The organism is Cedecea sp. Ae19-4 (genome assembly GCF_059801165.1).
Map to the genome: position 1 here is coordinate 1,400,871 of NZ_JBCHWG010000001.1, position 20,502 is coordinate 1,421,372.

The window sequence follows — 20,502 nt, forward strand, 5'->3', positions numbered from 1 at the left end:
CTTGTCGCTAAGGGCTGTGCTGTTATTACTGTGAGAAATAATAAGTAGCTCAACCATTTGGCAAGCAAATAAAAGGCAAACACTATGTCTAAAGGGAAAACACTGCTCGGCCTGCTGCTGAGTGCGCTCCTCCCGGCAGGAAGCGCGATGGCGGCAGCCAACAGCACGCTGGTTTACTGCTCCGAAGCCTCTCCTGAATCCTTTAACCCACAAATTGCCAGCTCTGGCCCAAGCTTTGTTGCCAGCTCGCAAACCCTCTACAACCGCCTGATTGATTTCAGCCTGACCGACAACACGCCGGTGCCGTCGCTGGCGACGGAATGGAAAATCAGTCCCGACGGTAAAACCTATACCTTCACCCTGCGCAAGGGCGTGAAGTTCAACAGCAACAAATTCTTTAAGCCAACGCGCGACTTCAACGCCGACGACGTGGTGTTCTCGGTCATGCGCCAGAAAGACGCCAATAACCCGTATCACAAGGTGTCGCAGGCGAACTACGAATACTTCAACGACGTCGGCCTCGACAAGCTCATCGTGGACGTTAAAAAGCTGGATGACTATCACGTCCAGTTTACCCTGAGCGAGCCGAATGCGGCGTTTCTCGCCGACTGGGGCATGGACTTTGCCTCTATTTTGTCTGCGGAGTACGCGGATGCGATGCTGAAAGCCGGTACGCCGGAGCGGGTGGACAACAACCCGATCGGCACCGGGCCTTACGCGCTGCAGGACTACAAAGTGGATTCCGTGATTCGCTACGTCGCCAACCCGAATTACTGGAAAGGCGAAGTCCCGACCAAACACCTGATCTTCTCCATCACCCCGAACGTACAAACCCGGCTGGCGAAGCTGCAGAAAAATGAATGCCAGATTATCCCTGCACCAAGCCCGGTACAGTTCGACGCCATTAAAGCGGACAAAAACCTGGCGCTGCACAGCATTGATGGCCTGAACGTCGGTTACCTGGCGTTCAACACCAGCAAGAAGCCGTTCGATAACGCGCTGGTGCGCCAGGCGCTGAACTATGCGGTGGACAAAAAAGCCATCGTCAACGCCATCTTTATGGGATCCGGCTCGGTAGCTAAATCGCCGATCCCGCCAACCATGCTGGGCTACGACAAGGATCTGAAAGACTACGGGTACGACCCAGAAAAAGCCAAAGCCTTGCTGAAGCAGGCCGGGATGGAGAAGGGCTTTGATACCGATCTGTGGTCTATGCCGGTGCAGCGGCCGTACAACCCGAACTCGCGGCGCATTGCGGAGATGATCCAGAGTGACTGGGCGAAAGTGGGTGTGAAAGCCAAAATAGTCACCTTCGAATGGGGCGAATACCTGTCCGGGATGCGGAAAGGGGAACACTCCTCGGCGCTGTTTGGCTGGATGTCCGACAACGGCGACCCGGATAACTTTGCCGATACCCTGCTGGGCTGCGGCAGCGTTGCCAGCGGCTCGAACGTCGCCCGCTGGTGTGACAAAAGCTACGATTCACTGGTACAGAAAGCTAAGCTGACCAGCGACCCGGCCGCCCGCGCGAAGCTCTACGTCCAGGCGCAGGAAATTTACTATCAGCAGGCGCCGTGGATCGCGCTGGCGAACGGTAAAACCTTCTATGCGACCCGCAGCAACGTGAGCGGTTATACCGTTAGCCTCGCCGGGAGTGATTTCTCCAAAGCGAAGCTGGATTAAATTTTATTAACCCTCACCCCGGCCCTCTCCCAGGAAGGGAGAGGGGGAATGCGGACGTCGGTGTTTTTATCCCCTCTCCCCGCTAGGGAGAGGGTTAGGGTGAGGGGCAACACATGATAAGGAACATGCCATGACCCATCTCGCAGACGTTATCAGCCGCGTAGACGACGCCATTGCCAAAGACATCATCATTCCGATGAACGAACTACTGATTGAACTCAGCGACGACGCAGCGCTCACGCGGGAAGACCGCTACGCCCAGCAGCAGCGGCTGCGTATCGCCATTGCCCACAAAGGCAATCACCACACAGAAGAAGCCGAAGAACGCCGCGAGCAGTTGACCCGCAGCGGCACCATTATCTAGCCGGGAGTTATTATGCGTATTGGATTTATCGGGCTGGGCGGTATGGGCCAGCCAATGGCCGAAAACCTACTGAAAGCCGGGCATCAGGTTGCCGTCTGGAACCGCTCTCAGGCACCGGCTGAAGCCTTAAAAGCGAAAGGGGCGACGATACACGTCACGCCAGCCGCTTTCACCGACAGCGAAGTGTTGATCACTATGCTGGCCGACGACGACACCAGCCGCCGCGTGGTAATTGAGCAGGGCGCGCTGGAAGCACTGCCGCAGGGCACAATCTGGATCAACATGGCCACGGTTTCCGTCGCGTTTACCAATGAGATGGCGGAAAAAGCCAGCGCAACCGGGCATCGGTATATTGCCGCGCCGGTACTGGGGCGTGTGGACGTTGCCGCCGCAGGCAATCTCAACATTCTTACCGCCGGGCCAGCGGCGCTGCTGGACAGCGTGCAGCCGATCTTCGATGTGCTGGGGCAAAAAACCTGGCGCTTTGGCGACAGGCCAGAGCAGGCTGCGGCGGTGAAGCTGGCGGCTAACTTTATGCTCGCCAGCGCCATCGAAGCGATGGGGGAATCTTCTGCGTTGGTGGGGGCCTATGATGTGGCCGCCGGGGATTTCCTCGGTATGCTGACCAGCACGCTGTTTGCCGCGCCAGCGTATAAAAACTATGGCGCGATGATCGCCGAATCACGCTACAGCCCGGCCGGGTTCACCATGAAGCTGGGGCTGAAAGACGTGCGCCTGGCGCAGCAGGCGGCGGAAAATAAAAATGTGCCAATGGGCTTTGCGGGCGTGTTGCGGGACAACTACCTCGATGCGCTGGCCCACGGCGATGAACATCTTGACTGGGCGGCATTAGCCACCGTTTCCGCGCGCCGCAGCGGGAAATAACCTTATCTGGCGGCGAGGATATTACTTTCGTCGCCAGATATATCCCTCTAAATATTCACCCGCACTAAAATAACGCCCCGTCGCGGTGCTTTAAATATAATAAAATCTTATTTCTTAATATGAAGTCATTGATAATAAACAAGTAATATAATCTGGCATCGTAATTGCTTTATCTATTCCATCTTGTATACCAGGTGGGATGCCAGCTTATGTCAGTCGCTTTATTGTCGCAGTGGGTAGCCGATTACCAGCCTCAGCCGGAAAGGTTGTCAGACGCTTATCAGCAATTAATGGCCAATGTTTCACGCCAGGATAATGCGTGGATTTATATCGCCAGCGAACAGCAAATTAATGAGCAAATAAAGGCTTTATTGCAGGTCATTAAGGCCGGAGACAAAACGCCGGCGGATTTCCCCTTATTTGGCGTGCCGTTTGCGGTCAAAGACAATATAGACGTGGCCGGGATGCCAACCAGCGCCGCCTGCCCGGTGTTTACTTATCATCCCTCTGAAGATGCCACGGTGATTGCACGCCTTCGCGCCGCCGGAGCCATTGTGGTGGGCAAAACTAACCTCGATCAGTTTGCGACCGGCCTGGTCGGCACCCGCTCGCCGTATGGCGCGGTGGTGAACAGCTTCAACCCGGACTACGTCAGCGGGGGCTCGAGTTCAGGCTCCGCATCGGTGGTGGCGCGCGGTTTGGTTGGCTTCTCACTGGGAACGGACACCGCAGGCTCCGGGCGCGTACCCGCCGGGTTCAATAACATCGTTGGCTTAAAACCGACCAAAGGCTGGCTATCGACGACGGGCGTAGTTCCGGCCTGCCGCCTCAACGACTGCGTTTCTGTCTTCGCCCACTCGGCGGCGGATGCGGCCCTCGTCGCCAACGTTGCAGGTGGGTACGATCCGCTCGATCCCTACTCCCGAAGCAACCCTCACACCGCCCCGGCTCGCTTTAGCCCGCGCTTGCGCTTTGCCATTCCAGACCGCCTGACCTTCTTCGGCGACAAACTCAGCGAAGAGGCCTTTCAGCTGGCGCTGGACAGGTTAATGGCAATGGGTGCGGAGCTGGTGGCGATAGATTTCAGCGATTTCACCCGGCTGGCCGAGCAGCTGTATAACGGCGCGTGGGTGGCCGAGCGAACCGTTGCGGTGAGAGAGACCCTCGAAAAGCATCCTGACGCCATGGATCCTACCGTACGCGGGATCGTCGCCAGCGGGCTGAGCTTCACGGCCTGCGATGCCTGGCAGGCGGAATATACCCGCGCCGAGCTTGCCCGCCGTATTCAGCGGCAGCTTGCCGCATTTGATGCCCTTGTGGTGCCGACGTCGCCGACGATTCACACGCTGGCTGAAATGCGCGACGAGCCGGTGGCCTATAACTCGCAGTTTGGCACCTACACCAACTTCACCAACCTGGCTGACCTGAGCGCGCTGGCGCTTCCGGCGGATTTCCGGGCCGATGGTCTGCCAGCAGGAATAACGCTGATCGCACCCGCCTGGCATGATGCCGCGCTCAGCCATTTTGGTGCGCAGTGGCAGGCGCGACTTGATCTGCCCGCCGGAGCAACGTCCCAGAAAGTGCCCGACCAGCAGACCATGGCACCTGCCAGCAGCTTCGTGCGCGTCGCTGTTGTGGGGGCTCATCTGCGTGGGATGCCGCTTAACCACCAGCTAACCGACCGTAACGCTGTCTTCGTAGAAGCAACCCACACTGCAGAAACCTATCGCCTTTACGCCCTGGCGAATACTAAGCCGCCGAAGCCGGGCCTGGTGCGCGCCGCCGAAGGGCAGCCAATCGCCGTTGAGCTGTGGGATATCCCGCTCGCGCGCTTTGGCGAATTTGTTGCCGAAATTCCCGCCCCGTTGGGGATCGGCACGTTGACCCTGCAGGACGGGCGCAGGGTGAAGGGCTTCATTTGTGAACCGTGCGCGACAGAAGGCGCTACGGACATTACCCCATGGGGCGGCTGGAAAGCCTGGCTTGCTCGTCAACCTGGCGCTTGAGGAGAAGGATTATGTTTAGCAAGGTTTTGATTGCCAACCGCGGTGAAATTGCCTGCCGCGCCATTCGCACGCTGAAGAAAATGCACATCACCAGCGTGGCCGTTTATTCCGATGCGGATGCCAGCGCGCAGCACGTGATTGATGCCGATGAGGCGATAGCGCTCGGCGGAGATAAAGCCAGCGACACTTATCTGAATATCGAAAAAATACTGGCGGCGGCAAAAGAGAGCGGCGCGGAGGCGATTTTCCCCGGTTACGGATTCCTTTCCGAACGCGCGGAATTTGCCGAGGCTTGTGAAGCGGCAGGCGTTGTTTTTATCGGGCCAACGGCGCAGCAAATCAGCGATTTTGGGCTGAAACACCGCGCCCGCGAGCTGGCCTCCGGCGTAGATGTGCCGATGACGCCGGGCACCGGGCTGCTGACATCCCTTGCTGAGGCGCAGCTGGCGGCAGCGGAAATCGGCTATCCGGTGATGCTCAAAACCACGGCGGGCGGGGGCGGGATCGGCCTGACCCGCTGCGACAGCGAACCGGCGCTGCTTGAGGCCTGGGAAAGCGTGAAGCGTATGGGCGCGCAGTTTTTCAGCGACGACGGCGTGTTTATCGAACGTTTTATTGATAAAGCGCGGCACCTGGAAGTGCAGATCTTTGGCGATGGCAGAGGCAAGGTGGTTGCCTTGGGGGAGCGTGATTGCTCGCTGCAGCGCCGCAACCAAAAAGTGGTCGAGGAAACGCCCGCTCCAAATCTGCCGCAGAGCACGCGTGAAGCGCTGCACCGTGCCGCCGTGGCGCTGGGTGAATCCGTTGATTACCGCAGTGCGGGAACCGTGGAGTTTATCTACGACGCAGCGCGGGATGCATTTTACTTCCTGGAGGTGAACACGCGCCTGCAGGTTGAACACCCGGTAACCGAATGCGTCACGGGGCTGGATCTGATCGAATGCATGGTGCGGGTGGCGGCAGGCGCATCGCCGGACTGGCAAAAAATGGTCGAAGCGCCTCAGGGGGCGGCGATTGAAGTCCGCATTTATGCCGAGGACGCGCTGAAAAACTTCCAGCCTTCGCCGGGCGTATTAACCGATGTTTATTTTCCTGAGGGCGTGCGGGTTGACGGCTGGGTCAGCACCGGCAGCGAAGTCAGCGCGTTCTACGATCCGATGATCGCCAAGATCATCGTTCACGGCGATGACCGCCTGCAGGCGTTAAGTAAACTGAACGAGGCGCTGGCCGCTACCCGCCTGCACGGGATCGCCACCAATCTGGATTATCTGCGCCAGATCGTCCGCCTGCCGGAGTTCAAAGCTGGCGTAATGTGGACGCGGCTGCTGGATAGCGTGAGCTATCGGGCGCAGGCCGTGGAAGTGCTGGAGCCGGGCACCTGGAGCAGCATTCAGGACAGCCCTGGCCGCCTTGGATATTGGGATATCGGCGTGCCGCCGTCCGGGCCGATGGATGATTTTGCCTTCCGTCTGGCGAACCGTATTGTCGGCAACCATCCGTCGGCCGCCGGGCTGGAATTTACCCTGCAGGGGCCGACGCTGCGCTTCCACAGCGAGGCCATCATCGCGCTGACCGGGGCTCCTTGTCCGGCCACGCTGGATGATCAGCCGGTGACTTTCTGGCAGCCCACAGTAGTGAAAGCCGGGCAGATCCTGACGCTGGGCAGGGCGACCAGCGGGTGTCGTACCTATCTGGCGGTGCGTAACGGTTTTGACGTGCCGGTGTATCTCGGCAGTCGTTCCACTTTTGCCCTTGGTCAGTTTGGCGGCCACGCCGGGCGCACGCTGCGGGTGGCCGATGTGCTGGCTATTTCTCAGCCTTGCCTGCCTGCCTGCACGACGCCGGCGCCGATTAGCCTGCCGCAGGCCCCGGAACCGGCGCTGATCCCGCACTATGGCGAGCTGTGGGAGATAGGCGTGCTGTACGGGCCGCACGGCGCACCAGACTTCTTCACGCCGGAGTCGATGGACACCTTTTTCAACGCCGAGTGGCAGGTTCACTACAACTCTAACCGCCTCGGTGTGCGCCTTGTCGGGCCGAAGCCGGAGTGGACCAGGGCCGACGGCGGCGAAGCGGGGCTGCATCCTTCCAACGTGCACGACTGCGAATATGCTATCGGTGCGGTGAACTTTACCGGTGACTTCCCGGTGATCCTGACGCGCGATGGCCCAAGCCTCGGGGGATTTGTCTGCCCGGTGACGATTGCCAAAGCCGAACTGTGGAAAGTCGGGCAGGTGAAGCCGGGCGACCGGATTCGCTTTCACGCCATCAGCTTTGAGCACGCGCAGTCGCTGGAAATTGCCCAGCAGGTGGCGGTGACCAATCTGTGTGCCGGCACAAGCCTGCCGGATCTGCATCCTTCTATTGCGCCAGGCGCGACGACCAGTGCGGCGATTCTGGCGGAAATCCCCGCTCAGGCTGAGCTTCCGGCTGTGGTTTACCGTCAGGCAGGCGACAACTATGTGCTGATTGAATACGGCGATAACGTGCTCGACCTGGCGCTGCGGCTGCGCATTTATCTGCTGATGAAGGCGATTACCCAGGCGGCGCAGGCTGGCATTGAGGAGCTTTCCCCCGGCGTGCGTTCGCTGCAGATCCGCTATGACAGCCAGCGTATTTCCCAGAGCCAGCTGCTCACGCTGCTGCTGGGCATTGAGCAACAGCTGGGCGATGTGACCCAGCTGAAAATTCCTTCACGCATCGTGCATTTACCGCTGGCCTTCGAAGACAGCGCCACGCTGGCGGCGGTGGAGCGTTATCAGCAAACGGTGCGGGAAGACGCGCCGTGGCTGCCGAACAACGTGGACTTTATTCAGCGCACCAACGGGCTGCAAAGCCGCGACGAGGTGAAGCAGATCCTGTTTGACGCCAGCTATCTGGTGCTCGGCCTGGGAGACGTGTATCTCGGCGCACCTTGCGCCGTGCCGCTCGACCCGCGTCACCGGCTGTTGAGTTCGAAGTACAACCCGGCGCGGACGTGGACGGCAGAAGGCACGGTAGGGATCGGCGGGATGTATATGTGCATCTACGGCATGGATTCGCCGGGGGGCTATCAGCTGGTGGGCCGCACGCTGCCCATCTGGAACAAATTTCTCAAAAACGACCAGTTTGGCGACGAGCCGTGGCTGCTCAAGTTCTTCGATCAGGTGCGTTTCTACCCGGTAAGCGAGGAAGCGTTAACTGCGTTTCGCACGGCGTTCCGGGAAGGGCGTGCGCAGATTGAGATCGAAGAAGTTGAGTTCGATTTTGCCGAATATAGCCGTTTTCTTGCGGACAACGCCGACGATATTGCCAATTTCCGCAGCCGTCAGCAGGCGGCTTTCCTGAGCGAAGTGGCGCACTGGAAAGAGCAGGAAAGCGCGGCGGTGGAGAGCGCGCTGATGGCGGCGGATCTGCCGGAGGAAGAGCAGGCCGGGCAGCTCGTCAGCGCCGACCTGAACGGCAATATCTGGAAGATTCTGGTTGAGCCGGGGCAAAGCGTGAAGCAGGGCGAGCCGCTGCTCGTCGTTGAGGCGATGAAGATGGAGCTGCTGGTTAGCGCCCCGTGCGACGGCAAGGTGGTGCGGATCCAGTGCCAGCAGGGCCGACCAGTGGGGCCAGGGGATGCGCTGCTGTGGCTGGAGGCGGTGTAGCACTATGCCAAAGCGACCAGAAGCCGTAGCCGAGCGCATCTACCAGCAGCTCAAAAAGGAAATTTTCGACTTCCTGCTGCTGCCGGGGGACCGCTTTAGCGAAAACGAAATTGCGGAGCGCATGAGCGCGAGCCGCACGCCGGTTCGCCAGGCGCTTTATGCCCTGCAGCAGGAAGGCTATGTCGATGTACAGCCCCGCAGCGGCTGGCAAATCCGCGCCGTGGATTTCGATCATCTCGAAGCGCTTTACGATCTGCGTATCGTTCTGGAGCTGGAGGCGGTGAAGCGCCTTTGCCTGCGGGCAGACTCCGTTTTCCCGCTGTCGCTGCAGGCGCTGAAACAGTTCTGGCTGGATGAACCACCGCTGGCTGAGGGAATGAACGTCGCGCCGCACGACGAGGCTTTTCATATGACGCTGGTCTCTGCGGCGGGCAACCCTGAAATGGCGAGGGTTCACCGGGAGATCACCGAAAAAATTCGCATTGTGCGCAGGTTGGACTTTACTCGTCAGCCGCGCGTCAGCGCGACGTATGCCGAGCATGGGCAGATCCTGCTCGCCGTCCGGGACCGTAACCTTGAGGAGGCCCAAACCCGACTACACGACCATATCGCCGCCAGTCAGAAAGAGGTTCGTCAGATAACGCTTCATATGCTGCACCAGGCCCGGCAATTCAAGCTGAGCTAATCACTTATTGTTTCTTCAGGGGAGTCAGACTTATGCAACGTCGTACCTTTGTTAAAGCTTTCGCGCTTTCCGCTTCGTTTGTCAGTTTCGGGTGGGCCTTCGCCGCCCAGGCGGCGGACACCATCAAAGTCGGGATCATGCACTCGCTGTCGGGCACCATGGCTATCTCAGAAACGCCGCTGAAAGACGTGGCGTTAATGACCATCGACGACATTAATGCGAAGGGCGGCGTGCTGGGGAAAAAACTTGAGCCGGTGGTGGTTGATCCGGCGTCTAACTGGCCGCTGTTCGCTGAAAAAGCCCGCCAGTTGCTGAGCCAGGACAAAGTGGCCGTGGTTTTTGGCTGCTGGACGTCCGTGTCGCGTAAATCCGTGCTGCCGGTCTTTGAGGAGTTGAACGGCCTGCTGTTCTACCCTGTGCAGTACGAAGGGGAAGAGATGTCGCCGAACGTGTTTTATACCGGGGCGGCACCTAACCAGCAGGCGATCCCGGCGGTGGAATACCTGATGAGCGAAGACGGCGGGGCGGCTAAACGCTTCTTCCTGCTGGGCACGGACTACGTTTATCCGCGCACTACCAACAAGATCCTGCGCGCCTTCCTGCACTCTAAGGGCGTCCAGGACAAAGATATCGAAGAGGTCTACACGCCGTTTGGCCATAGCGACTACCAGACCATCGTGGCCAATATCAAAAAATTCTCCGCTGGCGGTAAAACGGCGGTGATCTCCACCATCAATGGCGACTCCAACGTACCGTTCTACAAAGAGCTGGCGAACCAGGGCCTGAAGGCGACCGACGTGCCGGTGGTGGCCTTCTCCGTGGGTGAGGAAGAGCTGCGCGGCATCGACACTAAACCGCTGGTGGGTAACCTCGCGGCCTGGAACTACTTCGAGTCCGTCGATAACCCGACCAACAAACAGTTTGTCAGCGAGTGGAAGGCCTACGCCAAAGCCCACAACCTGCCGAACGCCAATACCGTGGTCACTAACGATCCGATGGAAGCGACTTACGTCGGCATACATATGTGGGCGCAGGCCGTAGAGAAAGCGGGGACGACTGACGTGGATAAAGTCCGCGCGGCGATGGCCGGACAGACCTTTAAAGCGCCGTCCGGTTTTACCCTGACGATGGACGCCACCAACCACCATCTGCACAAGCCGGTGATGATCGGCGAAATCGAAAGCAACGGCCAGTTCAACGTGGTGTGGCAGACGGATAAGCCGGTGCGCGCCCAGCCGTGGAGCCCGTTTATTCCCGGGAATGATAAGAAATCGGATCTGCCTGTGAAGACTGCCAGCAACTGATGTTCGACCTTCGGCGCATTAACCCTCACCCCGGCCCTCTCCCTGGAAGGGAGAGGGAGAAAGAGGGAAAGCCCTCTCTGAAAAGGAGCTGGGGAAATCTTTTATTCCCTCTCCCCTTTGGGGAGAGGGTTAGGGTGAGGGGCTGGCCGAGGGGCATCAGGGTAAAACCATTCAGGAGAACGCCATGACATTAGCAACACTGGCCCGGCTGCTGCTGGTTGTGGCCGCAATATTGCCGGGACTAGCCGCCGCCGGGGATGCAGAAACGTTTGCGGCGGCAAACCGCACGGCGCAGGCTGACCTGCTGCAAAGCTGGACGCTGGCGCCCGATCCCGCTCGTTTACCGCTGCTCAATGCGCTGCAGCAGGAAACGCTGGTCACCGACGGGCATTCGGCTTTCAACCAGACCGGAGCCGTGCTGACGCCGTTGGGCGACGAAGCCCAGCCGCAGGGCGAAACCAAAAAACTCCGACTGACCAACCGGCTGCGCGTTTTGGTCGCCGGAGCGCTGGCCAGCCATCAATTGATAAGTGACAACGTCACAGCTCGTTTAAACGCCGCGAAAGCTTTGCAGAAAGAGGCGCCGCCGGAGCTGCTACCCGTTTTACAGAAGCGGATGAGCGCAGAAAAAGAGCAAAGCGTGCGTGATGCGCTGACGCTGGCCGCCGCCCGCCTTGAGCTAGCCAGCCCGCAGGCCGCCGTGCGCCTGGAGGCGGTTAAGCTGCTCGGCAAGTCCACCGACCCGGACACGGAAGCGTTACTCAAACCTTTAACCGATGCTGGCGCAGAGACGGATGCCAACGTGCGCCAGGCCGCCGCTGACGGGCTGCATCAAATCGAACGCCGGCAGATGCTGGGGGATATTCTCGGCCAGGCGTTTATGGGGCTTTCTCTGGGGTCGATTTTGCTGCTGGCCGCGCTGGGGCTGGCCATCACCTATGGCCTGCTAGGCGTGATCAATATGGCGCACGGCGAAATGCTGATGCTGGGCGCGTACTCGGCGTGGGGCGTTCAGGCTGCTTTCCAGCAGTTTGCCCCGGCATGGCTGGCGCTTTATCCCCTGGTTGCGCTGCCGGTGGCTTTTGCGATCACCGCCGGGATTGGCATGGCGCTTGAACGCACCATTATCCGCCATTTGTATGGCCGCCCGCTGGAAACGCTGCTGGCGACATGGGGTATCAGCCTGATGCTGATTCAGATCGTGCGCATGCTGTTTGGGGCGCAGAACGTGGAAGTGGCTAACCCGGCCTGGCTGTCCGGTGGGCTGCAGGTGCTGCCGAACCTGATCCTGCCGTGGAACCGCCTGGTGGTGCTGGGCTTTGTGCTACTGGTGCTGCTGTTTACCTGGCTGCTGCTGAATAAAACGCGGCTGGGCATGAACGTGCGAGCCGTGACGCAAAACCGCGCGATGGCGGCCTGCTGCGGCGTTTCGACCGGGCGCGTGGATATGCTCGCGTTCGGGCTTGGCTCCGGCATTGCTGGGTTGGGGGGCGTGGCGCTTTCTCAGCTGGGTAACGTCGGCCCCGAGCTCGGCCAGGGCTATATCATCGACTCCTTCCTGGTGGTGGTGCTGGGCGGCGTCGGGCAGCTTGCCGGGAGCGTGGCGGCGGCGTTCGGGTTGGGCATCTTCAACAAGATCCTCGAACCGCAAATCGGCGCGGTGCTGGGCAAAATTTTGATTCTGGTGCTGATTGTACTGTTCATTCAGAAGCGGCCACAGGGGCTGTTTGCGCTCAAAGGGAGGGTCATTGACTGATGAGTATGCCGCTGACTTTAACGCTCGGACGTAAAGCCCCGCGCCTGACTTTGGTGTTGGGGATGCTGCTGGTGGTTTTGCTGCTGACGCTGCCGTTTCTGGCGCTGTTGCCTGCCAGTAATCCGTTCAGCCTGTCGACCTACACCCTGACGCTGATCGGCAAAATCCTTTGTTATGCCATCGTCGCGGTGGCACTGGATCTGGTCTGGGGCTATGCCGGGTTGCTTTCCCTCGGGCACGGTCTGTTTTTCGCTCTCGGCGGCTACGCCATGGGCATGTACCTGATGCGCCAGGCCGCCGGTGACGGGCTGCCCGGCTTTATGTCGTTTCTCTCCTGGAACGACCTGCCGTGGTACTGGTCCGGCACACAGTACTTCGCCTGGGCGCTGCTGCTGGCGATGGCGGCCCCGGGGCTGCTGGCGTTTGTGTTCGGCTATTTCGCCTTTCGCTCAAAGATTAAGGGCGTGTACTTCTCGATCATGACGCAGGCGTTGACCTATGCGGGGATGCTGCTGTTTTTCCGCAATGAAACCGGCTTTGGCGGCAATAACGGGTTTACCGGCTTCACCACTCTACTGGGGATGCCCGTTACAGCGGTCGGGACGCGTATCGGGCTGTTTATCGCTACCGTGCTGCTTTTAGTGGCGAGCATTGGCCTCGGCTTCTGGCTGGCGCGCAGCAAGTTTGGTCGCATTCTGACGGCGGTGCGCGATGCGGAAAACCGCCTGACGTACTGCGGGTACGATCCCCGGGGCTTCAAGCTGCTGGTGTGGACGCTTTCTGCGGTGCTGTGCGGCCTGGCCGGGGCGCTGTACGTGCCGCAGGTGGGCATCATTAACCCGGGCGAAATGTCGCCGACCAACTCTATTGAGGCCGCTATCTGGGTGGCGCTGGGCGGGCGCGGCACGCTGATTGGCCCGGTGCTGGGCGCGGGGCTGGTGAACGGGGCGAAAAGCTACTTCACCATGGCGGTGCCGGAGTACTGGCAGCTGTTCCTTGGCCTGATTTTTATTCTGGTGACGCTGTTTTTACCGCGCGGGGTGATTGGCCTGCTGCGCAAAGGAGAGAAATGATGCAGCCTGCCGAATCTCTGTTTACCCGCCAGTACGCCACGGATCGCTTTCGCGAACAGACCGACCCGGTGCTGGCGCTGGAAAATATCAACGTTAACTTCGATGGGTTTCAGGCGTTAACCAACCTGTCGCTGAACATCGGCGTGGGGGAGCTGCGCTGCGTGATTGGGCCGAACGGTGCGGGAAAAACCACGCTGATGGACGTGATCACCGGCAAGACCAAACCCCAAAGCGGCAAGGCCTTTTACGATCAGTCCATCGACCTGATGCGGCTGGAACCCATTGAAATCGCCCGGCGGGGCATTGGCCGTAAATTTCAAAAGCCCACGGTATTCGAGGCGCTGACGGTCTTCGAGAACCTGGAGATCGCCCAGAAAAACGAGAAGTCGGTATGGGCAAGCCTGCGGGCAACACTCAGCGGCGAACAGCGCGACCGCATTGATGACATGCTGGTGACGCTGCGGCTGACCGGGGAGCGCCATCGCCGGGCCGGGCTGTTGTCCCACGGGCAAAAGCAGTTCCTCGAAATCGGCATGTTACTGGTCCAGGAGCCGCATTTGCTGCTGCTGGACGAGCCTGCGGCGGGCATGACCGATGCCGAAACCGAATACACGGCGGAGCTGTTTCGCAGCCTGGCGGGGAAACATTCGCTGATGGTGGTTGAGCACGATATGGGGTTTGTGGAAACCATTGCCGACCACGTTACCGTGCTGCATCAGGGGCAGGTGCTGGCGGAAGGTTCCCTGCGCGAAGTGCAGGCGAATGAGCAGGTTATTGAGGTCTACCTTGGCCGTTAAGGAGCAAATATGCTGCAGGTGAATGAGCTTAACCAGTATTACGGCGGCAGCCATATTCTGCGTGGGGTCAGTTTTGAGGTACGCGTGGGGGAAGTGACCTGCCTGCTCGGGCGTAACGGCGTGGGGAAAACCACGCTGCTGAAAAGCCTGATGGGGCTGGTGCCGGTGAAAGGCGGCAGCGTTAGCTGGCAGGGGAAAACCATCACCCAGCGTAAACCGCACCAGCGTGTTCAGGCCGGTATTGCCTACGTGCCGCAGGGGCGGGAAATCTTTCCGCGGCTGACGGTGGAAGAAAACCTGCTGATGGGGCTGTCGCGCTTTTCCGGGCGCGAGGCAAAGGCCGTCCCGGACGAGATTTACCAGCTCTTTCCGGTACTAAAAGAGATGAAGCTCAGGCGGGGCGGCGATCTCTCCGGCGGGCAGCAGCAACAGCTGGCGATTGGCCGCGCCCTGGCCTGTAAGCCACAGCTGCTGATTCTGGATGAACCGACGGAAGGGATCCAGCCGTCGATCATCAAAGAGATTGGCCAGGTGATTCGCCACCTCGCCGGGCGTGGGGATATGGCAATTCTGCTGGTGGAACAGTTTTACGATTTTGCCGCAGAGCTTGCGGACCAGTATCTGGTGATGTCGCGCGGGGAGATAGTCCAGCGCGGGCACGGCAGCGCCATGGAACAGGAAGGCGTCCGGGGGCTGGTGGCGATATAAGTGGTCTGCCAAAAAATACCGATTGTGGTACTTTTGGCTGAACCTCTGTGCGCCTATAGTTTTCGACATTCACCATCGAATTCCAGAGGTTAGCATGTCTTTTACCGTCAACAGTTTCCAACAGCCGATTGGCTTATCTCTTCCTGACTGGCAGCGCCGCCCGCTGCCGGAACGCGTCACGTTAAACGGACAGTTTTGCCGCCTCGAGCCATTAAGTGCGGCTCGGCACGGGGCGCAGCTTTGGCAGGCCTGGGGGCAGGCTGAAGATGCGCGAGGCTGGACTTATCTCAGCGTTGGACCGTTCGATACCGAAGCCGACTTTATGCAGTACATTGCCGGGGCAGAAACAAGCGCCGATCCTTTTCATTTTGCCGTGGTGGATACCGCCAGCGGCCAGGCGCTGGGCACGCTGTCGCTGATGCGCCTTGACCCGGCGAACGGCAGTATTGAAGTCGGCTTTGTGGTGTTTTCGCCGTTGCTGCAGCGTACCGCTCTGGCCACGGAAGCCCACTTTTTGCTGATGAAGTATGCGTTTGAAACGCTGGGCTACCGCCGCTATGAGTGGAAGTGCGACAGCCTGAACGGGCCATCTCGCCGCGCGGCGCTGCGTCTGGGCTTCCGTTTTGAAGGCGTGTTCCGTCAGATGGGCATCTACAAAGGGCGTACCCGCGATACGGCGTGGTTCTCTATCACCGATGGCGAGTGGCCGCTGGTGAAAAGCGCGTTTGAACGCTGGCTTGCCGCGGACAATATGCCTCACGGCGTACAGCGTGTTGGGTTGGCGGCTATTCGCGACGCACTTAGCCGCCAGAAAAGTGAACCCGCTCGGCAGGTGAATGTCCGCCTGCTAACGGCGGGCGACCGGGCGCAGTGGCAGGCGCTCTGGCAGGGCTATCTGACCTTTTATGATGCCCAAATAAGTGACAGTGTCACCGATTTGACCTGGAAACGTATGCTGGATGTGCAGGAGCCGCTGTGGGGATTCGGGGCTTTTGACGACCAGGGAACTATGCTTGGTTTCACCCACTTCCTCTATCACCGCAGTACCTGGTCAGCAACCAACTACTGCTACCTGGAAGATCTGTTTGCGACGCCGCAGGCGAGGGGCAAAGGCGTTGGTCGGGCGCTAATTGAAGCGGTACGCCAGCATGCTGCAGCCAACAGCAGTTCGCGCCTGTACTGGCATACCCATGAAACCAACGCCACTGCGCAGACGCTGTATGACAAAGTGGCGAAGAAATCCGGCTTTATCAAATACGAAAAAGACGTGTAATCACGAGCGCCTCGTCAGGCCGTTATGGGCTGGCGGGGCGGCGTATTCATGCCGATCACGATGGCGTAGTAAGCCAGTACAATTGTCGCCATCAGCACCACGAACAGCATGTAAGGCGGCAGCCAGCTCAATAACAGCCCGGTGACCAGCGGGTTGCAGGCTCCACCAAGCCAGCCGAGCTGCTGGGCGGCAAAGTAGCTTGATTTCAGCCCCGACGGCGCGATGTTGTCGACAAGCATGTATTCCCCGGGCGCGTAGATCAGCTCCCCAATGGTAAACACCAGCGAAGACAAGCCCCACAGCCACAGATTAGTGCCAGAAATCATAAAGCCGCCGAGGCCGCAGACGAAAAACAACGTGCCGTAGAACATCATCTTTTTGATGTTATCGGGACGAATGTTTTTACCCAGGAAGTACTGGAAAGCGACAACCACAATGGCGTTGACCGACAGCACGACGCTGACCACCTTTTCCGCCAGCCCGGTATCGCCGATAACAATCGCATATTGCGACAGGCAGCCGGCGAACGCGCCGTAAACCATCGAGCCTAAAAATGCCGAGGTCGTGAACCACATCAGCTGTTTGTCGCGCAGCATCATACGCGGCGACGGCAGCACCTTGTCTTCCACTTCCGTAGCGCGGCTGCTCACCGGCTGGCTTTGTACGTAACGGGCAATCATCAGAATCGGCAGCAAAGCGGTCATGGCGGAGAGCCAGAACGGCAGATTGGTGCTGTACATCACCACGAAGGTGCCTATCGGCGGGCCAACCGTCCAGCCAACGTTGACGAAGGTGTAGTTGAGGGAGAAGATTTTGGGCTTCAGGCTGATGTCCAGCGTTTCGGAAAACCAGGCTTTCACCACCACGGAGAACACGGTGTAAGAGCAGTTGATAATCGAGTAAAACAGCACCACCAGCCCGGCGTTGTGCACCAGCGGGATAACCGCAAAACCGCCGAGGAAGATGACGATAGCCAGCAGCATCGCTTTTTTCTTATCAAATTTATCCGCAAGGATGCCAAACCACAGGCTGAAGATCACCCCGGCCACCAGTGCGACGGTAATCGCCAGGCCGATATCCGTCAGCGCCATCTGGTATTCGCGCGAAAGATAAATGGTCATAAATGGCAGCGTCAGACCCCGCCCGATAGTCAGCAGCAGCGAAGAAATAAGTAACACAGTTGTTGCAAGTTGTTTGCCTGCAAACAGATTTCTGAGGGCGGTCATGGCGGCCTGTTTTAGTCATCGTGAGGTAAGAGAACAAGAAAGATTTATCACGAAAAATCAGCCTGGTATAGCAACCAGATCTGACATAAGCACGATACATCACATCTGTACTCCTGACAAAAAGTGGGATCTGTATCTATTTACTCAGGGGGATAAGGTTTATTTTTTTACAAATCGATAATAAATACAGGGCGGGACAATGACGCGTAAAGATGGATTGCTGGCGTTGCTGGTGGTGGTGATTTGGGGCGTGAATTTTGTGGTGATTAAGCTGGGGCTGCACAATATGCCGCCGCTGATGCTGGCGGGGCTGCGCTTTTTGCTGGTGGCGTTTCCGGCGCTGCTGTTTGTGGCCCGGCCAAAGCTGCCGTTCCGGCTGCTGGCGGGCTATGCGCTGACCATCAGCTTCGGGCAATTTGCCTTCCTGTTTACCGCGATCAAGTTTGGTATGCCCGCCGGGCTGGCTTCACTGGTGCTGCAGTCTCAGGCGTTTTTCACCATTATTCTGGGAACGTTTTTCTTTGGCGAGCGGCTGCAGGCTAAGCAGCTGGCCGGGATCACCCTGGCGATCTTCGGCGTGCTGGTGCTGATTAAGGGCAGTTTCGAAGGCCAGCACGTCGCGCTGCTCGGCTTTATGCTGACGCTGGCGGCGGGCATGAGCTGGGCGTTCGGCAATATCTTTAACAAGATGATCATGCAGCATGAACAGCGCCCGGCGATCATGTCGCTGATTGTCTGGAGTGCGCTGATCCCGGTGCTGCCGTTTTTTGCGGCAAGCTGGCTGTTGGATGGCCCGGCAACGATGCTGCAAAGCCTGGTGAACATCGATACAACGACCATTCTGTCGCTGATCTACCTGGCGTTTATCTCTACCATTGTGGGCTACGGGATCTGGGGCACGCTGCTGGGGCGCTATGAAACCTGGCGCGTAGCTCCACTGTCGCTGCTGGTGCCTGTGGTGGGTATGGCCAGCGCGGCGTTGCTGCTCGGTGAAAAGCTGACGGTAATGCAGTTGCTGGGCGCGATGCTGATTATGGGCGGGCTGTATATCAACGTCTTTGGTCTGCGTTTTGGCCGGTCGGTGAAGCGGGCCTCATCCTGATATTCGCGGCACCCGCCCAGCATCGGGCGGGTCAGCCTTTATCTTACGAACGCGAATGACCGTGGTAGTACGGGGAGCCCAGCTCTTCTGAACGTTCAGCCGCCGTTTGCTGCGGGCCTTTAGACAGTTGACTGCCGGAGCAGGTGATCATGTTGCCGTAGTTGGCCTGGGTGGCGTTGAAGCTGCCGGACTGCTCCGCAAGAGCGTTGGTTGATGCCAGCGCCAGAAGGAGCGCGGCTGCGGAGATGACTTTCATATTTCCTCGGTTACGTCTGTAAAACGGACGGTGATGCGTTAGTTACACAAACTGCAATACTGGTTGTACGGGTGCAGATATTTGCCTTCGCCAGCGAGACGGGTTACGCGGTACTTGTGCGGCGGCACCGAGAAGTAGTTCTTGAAGGTGCGGGTTAACGTCTGCTGCGATTCAAAACCGTAGCGCTCGGCCAGATAAAGGATCGGTTCGTTGCTCTCTTTTAGCTTCAGGGCGATTTCGGTCAGCTTACGGTTGCGGATGTACTGGCCCATTGAGTGGCCGGTTTCTTTTTTAAACATCCGCTGCAGATGCCACTTGGAGTAGCCTGAGCGCTGAGAAACCTTCTCCAGCGAGAGCGGGGTTTCCAGGTTCTCTTCAATCCACCCCAAAATGCTTTGAATTGTGACCGCATCATTGTTGCGTCTGGACATCGTTTCACCTCTTTGCAGGTTTACGGCAATACCTTTTTCAACAGGCGATAAAGCGTATCGACTTCGTCGTCCGTAAGGTTTTTAGTGAGTTCTTTATGGAGGCTAAGCCCCACCAGGTTTCGGCATTCTTCACACAGCGCCACGCCTTCCGGCGTCAGCCTGATCAGAACGCCGCGCTTATCGTTGGGGTTCGGCAAACGCTCGACCCAGCCTTTGCACAGCAGGCGGTCCAGCATTCGGGTTAACGCACCGAGGTCAACGGAAAGCACTTTTTTCAGCTCGACTGGGGTAATACACACTTCATAGTGAATGGAGCACAGCACCTTAAACTGGGTCGCGGTGATATCCAGCGGGGAGAGAGAATCGTTTAACAGGCGATCTTTATGCTGATTCACCATGTGGATCAATCGCCCGAGGGGGATCATTTCGTTAAACAGATCACAGGTGCTTTTCACTATGTTTGCCCAGGCAAGTAGATTAGTCACGGCAGATACTATTGCCGAGGCAAGTATAAGTCAACGTGATGATTCAGCCGATGCCACGAAAAGCTAAAACGCTTCAACAGCGGTCAGTAAACTGCGGGCTGCTATAGTCTAACCTGCGCTATAGCTGTTCAATAAAGGACAAAAAAAGGATAAAAATATGATGGATTTACTCAGGGCTATCGGCCTTGGCCTTGTGGTACTGCTGCCGCTGGCGAACCCGCTCACCACCGTGGCACTGTTCCTTGGGCTTTCCGGGGACATGAACAGCCGGCAGCGCAATCGCACGGCACTCATAGCTTCGGTGAATGTGTTCGCCATCATGATGGTGGCGTATTACGCCGGGCAGGTGGTGATGAACACCTTCGGGATTTCGATTCCCGGGCTGCGTATTGCCGGGGGCTTGATCGTCGCCTTTATCGGCTTCCGTATGCTGTTCCCGCAGCAGAAAGCACATGAATCCCCGGAGGCGAGAAGCAAGTCGGAAGAGTTAAGCGAAGAGCCGGAAGCCAATATCGCTTTTGTGCCGCTGGCGATGCCGAGCACGGCAGGGCCGGGCACCATCGCGATGATTATCAGCTCCGCGTCTACGGTGCGGGCGGGCTCTGACTTCCCGAGCTGGGTCATTACCGTTGCGCCACCGCTGATTTTCCTGGCCGTGGGCGTGATTCTTTGGGCCAGCCTGCGAAGCTCCGGTGCGATTATGCGTCTGGTGGGTAAAAGCGGCATTGAAGCGATTTCCCGCCTGATGGGCTTCCTGCTGGTATGTATGGGCGTGCAGTTTATTATTAACGGCGTGCTGGAAATTATTAAAACTTATCCCGCCTGATTTGAGCGTG

General features: G+C 58.5%; 18 protein-coding genes and 1 pseudogene. 15 read left to right on the forward strand and 4 right to left on the reverse strand.

All coding sequences use genetic code 11. The features are described from left to right. Positions 1-84: 84 nt before the first annotated feature. From AAIE02_RS06715 to AAIE02_RS06775, 13 genes and pseudogenes are all read left to right on the forward strand, one after another. Positions 85-1,683, forward strand: a complete 1,599-nt coding sequence (locus AAIE02_RS06715) for an ABC transporter substrate-binding protein (protein WP_498532203.1) — start codon at positions 85-87, stop codon at positions 1,681-1,683. A 130-nt stretch (positions 1,684-1,813) separates the two neighbouring features. Next, positions 1,814-2,047, forward strand: a complete 234-nt coding sequence (locus AAIE02_RS06720) for a DUF2526 family protein (protein ID WP_498532204.1) — start codon at positions 1,814-1,816, stop codon at positions 2,045-2,047. A gap of 12 nt (positions 2,048-2,059) precedes the next feature. Continuing rightward, a complete protein-coding gene (locus AAIE02_RS06725) occupies positions 2,060-2,932 on the forward strand; it encodes an NAD(P)-dependent oxidoreductase (RefSeq protein ID WP_498532205.1) in 873 nt (290 codons plus the stop codon). Between the two features lie 209 nt (positions 2,933-3,141). Then, positions 3,142-4,938 (forward strand): allophanate hydrolase, encoded by a 1,797-nt coding sequence (atzF, locus tag AAIE02_RS06730; RefSeq protein ID WP_336707037.1) that lies wholly within the window; start codon positions 3,142-3,144, stop codon positions 4,936-4,938. Between the two features lie 11 nt (positions 4,939-4,949). Continuing rightward, positions 4,950-8,570, forward strand: a complete 3,621-nt coding sequence (gene uca / locus AAIE02_RS06735) for an urea carboxylase (RefSeq protein WP_498532206.1) — start codon at positions 4,950-4,952, stop codon at positions 8,568-8,570. Between the two features lie 4 nt (positions 8,571-8,574). Beyond that, on the forward strand, positions 8,575-9,255 hold the full coding sequence (locus tag AAIE02_RS06740; protein ID WP_008459051.1) for a GntR family transcriptional regulator: 681 nt from the start codon (positions 8,575-8,577) through the stop codon (positions 9,253-9,255). A 32-nt stretch (positions 9,256-9,287) separates the two neighbouring features. After that, positions 9,288-10,559: an urea ABC transporter substrate-binding protein gene (gene urtA / locus AAIE02_RS06745; RefSeq protein ID WP_498532207.1), complete on the forward strand. Its 1,272-nt coding sequence runs from the start codon at positions 9,288-9,290 to the stop codon at positions 10,557-10,559. Positions 10,560-10,743: 184 nt separating this feature from the next. Continuing rightward, positions 10,744-12,315 carry an urea ABC transporter permease subunit UrtB gene (gene urtB, locus AAIE02_RS06750; protein ID WP_498532208.1) on the forward strand — a complete coding sequence of 524 codons (1,572 nt, stop codon included), beginning with the start codon at positions 10,744-10,746 and terminating at the stop codon, positions 12,313-12,315. Beyond that, positions 12,315-13,388 (forward strand): urea ABC transporter permease subunit UrtC, encoded by a 1,074-nt coding sequence (urtC, locus tag AAIE02_RS06755; RefSeq protein WP_498532209.1) that lies wholly within the window; start codon positions 12,315-12,317, stop codon positions 13,386-13,388. The genes urtB and urtC overlap by 1 nt, the downstream gene beginning before the upstream one ends. Next, entirely contained in the window at positions 13,388-14,185 is a 798-nt protein-coding gene (gene urtD / locus AAIE02_RS06760) for an urea ABC transporter ATP-binding protein UrtD (RefSeq protein WP_498532672.1), read from the forward strand. The genes urtC and urtD overlap by 1 nt, the downstream gene beginning before the upstream one ends. A 9-nt stretch (positions 14,186-14,194) precedes the next feature. Next, positions 14,195-14,893, forward strand: a complete 699-nt coding sequence (gene urtE, locus AAIE02_RS06765) for an urea ABC transporter ATP-binding subunit UrtE (protein WP_008459042.1) — start codon at positions 14,195-14,197, stop codon at positions 14,891-14,893. A gap of 94 nt (positions 14,894-14,987) precedes the next feature. After that, a pseudogene (locus AAIE02_RS06770) lies at positions 14,988-15,686 on the forward strand (GNAT family N-acetyltransferase); the annotation flags it as partial. A gap of 39 nt (positions 15,687-15,725) precedes the next feature. Further along, a complete protein-coding gene (locus AAIE02_RS06775; protein WP_498532673.1) occupies positions 15,726-16,166 on the forward strand; it encodes a GNAT family N-acetyltransferase in 441 nt (146 codons plus the stop codon). A 14-nt stretch (positions 16,167-16,180) separates the two neighbouring features. Here AAIE02_RS06775 and AAIE02_RS06780 read toward each other — a convergent pair whose 3' ends face one another. Continuing rightward, entirely contained in the window at positions 16,181-17,392 is a 1,212-nt protein-coding gene (locus AAIE02_RS06780; RefSeq protein ID WP_498532210.1) for an MFS transporter, read from the reverse strand. A 199-nt stretch (positions 17,393-17,591) separates the two neighbouring features. On the opposite strand from AAIE02_RS06780, the gene eamA reads away from it, so the two are divergent. Next, a complete protein-coding gene (gene eamA / locus AAIE02_RS06785) occupies positions 17,592-18,494 on the forward strand; it encodes an O-acetylserine/cysteine exporter (protein WP_498532211.1) in 903 nt (300 codons plus the stop codon). A 43-nt stretch (positions 18,495-18,537) separates the two neighbouring features. On the opposite strand, the gene marB is transcribed toward eamA, so the two are convergent. The 3 genes from marB to marR are packed head-to-tail and all read right to left on the reverse strand — an operon-like array spanning position 18,538 to position 19,636. Next, on the reverse strand, positions 18,538-18,750 hold the full coding sequence (gene marB, locus AAIE02_RS06790) for a multiple antibiotic resistance regulatory protein MarB (protein WP_008459034.1): 213 nt from the start codon (positions 18,748-18,750) through the stop codon (positions 18,538-18,540). Positions 18,751-18,788: 38 nt separating this feature from the next. Next, positions 18,789-19,181, reverse strand: a complete 393-nt coding sequence (marA, locus tag AAIE02_RS06795) for an MDR efflux pump AcrAB transcriptional activator MarA (RefSeq protein ID WP_008459033.1) — start codon at positions 19,179-19,181, stop codon at positions 18,789-18,791. A 20-nt stretch (positions 19,182-19,201) separates the two neighbouring features. Then, complete coding sequence (gene marR, locus AAIE02_RS06800; protein ID WP_008459031.1) at positions 19,202-19,636, reverse strand: multiple antibiotic resistance transcriptional regulator MarR; 435 nt, start codon at positions 19,634-19,636, stop codon at positions 19,202-19,204. A 187-nt stretch (positions 19,637-19,823) separates the two neighbouring features. Here marR and AAIE02_RS06805 point away from each other — a divergent pair, with 187 nt between their 5' ends. Next, positions 19,824-20,492: a MarC family NAAT transporter gene (locus AAIE02_RS06805; RefSeq protein WP_008459029.1), complete on the forward strand. Its 669-nt coding sequence runs from the start codon at positions 19,824-19,826 to the stop codon at positions 20,490-20,492. The last annotated feature ends 10 nt before the right edge of the window (positions 20,493-20,502 follow it).

Coding starts and splice junctions, on each gene's coding strand:
- AAIE02_RS06715 (WP_498532203.1), top strand. CDS start 85: ATGTCTAAAGGGAAAACACTGCTCGGCCTGCTGCTGAGTGCGCTCCTC.
- AAIE02_RS06720 (WP_498532204.1), top strand. CDS start 1,814: ATGACCCATCTCGCAGACGTTATCAGCCGCGTAGACGACGCCATTGCC.
- AAIE02_RS06725 (WP_498532205.1), top strand. CDS start 2,060: ATGCGTATTGGATTTATCGGGCTGGGCGGTATGGGCCAGCCAATGGCC.
- atzF (WP_336707037.1), top strand. CDS start 3,142: ATGTCAGTCGCTTTATTGTCGCAGTGGGTAGCCGATTACCAGCCTCAG.
- uca (WP_498532206.1), top strand. CDS start 4,950: ATGTTTAGCAAGGTTTTGATTGCCAACCGCGGTGAAATTGCCTGCCGC.
- AAIE02_RS06740 (WP_008459051.1), top strand. CDS start 8,575: ATGCCAAAGCGACCAGAAGCCGTAGCCGAGCGCATCTACCAGCAGCTC.
- urtA (WP_498532207.1), top strand. CDS start 9,288: ATGCAACGTCGTACCTTTGTTAAAGCTTTCGCGCTTTCCGCTTCGTTT.
- urtB (WP_498532208.1), top strand. CDS start 10,744: ATGACATTAGCAACACTGGCCCGGCTGCTGCTGGTTGTGGCCGCAATA.
- urtC (WP_498532209.1), top strand. CDS start 12,315: ATGAGTATGCCGCTGACTTTAACGCTCGGACGTAAAGCCCCGCGCCTG.
- urtD (WP_498532672.1), top strand. CDS start 13,388: ATGCAGCCTGCCGAATCTCTGTTTACCCGCCAGTACGCCACGGATCGC.
- urtE (WP_008459042.1), top strand. CDS start 14,195: ATGCTGCAGGTGAATGAGCTTAACCAGTATTACGGCGGCAGCCATATT.
- AAIE02_RS06780 (WP_498532210.1), bottom strand. CDS start 17,392: ATGACCGCCCTCAGAAATCTGTTTGCAGGCAAACAACTTGCAACAACT.
- eamA (WP_498532211.1), top strand. CDS start 17,592: ATGACGCGTAAAGATGGATTGCTGGCGTTGCTGGTGGTGGTGATTTGG.
- marB (WP_008459034.1), bottom strand. CDS start 18,750: ATGAAAGTCATCTCCGCAGCCGCGCTCCTTCTGGCGCTGGCATCAACC.
- marA (WP_008459033.1), bottom strand. CDS start 19,181: ATGTCCAGACGCAACAATGATGCGGTCACAATTCAAAGCATTTTGGGG.
- AAIE02_RS06805 (WP_008459029.1), top strand. CDS start 19,824: ATGATGGATTTACTCAGGGCTATCGGCCTTGGCCTTGTGGTACTGCTG.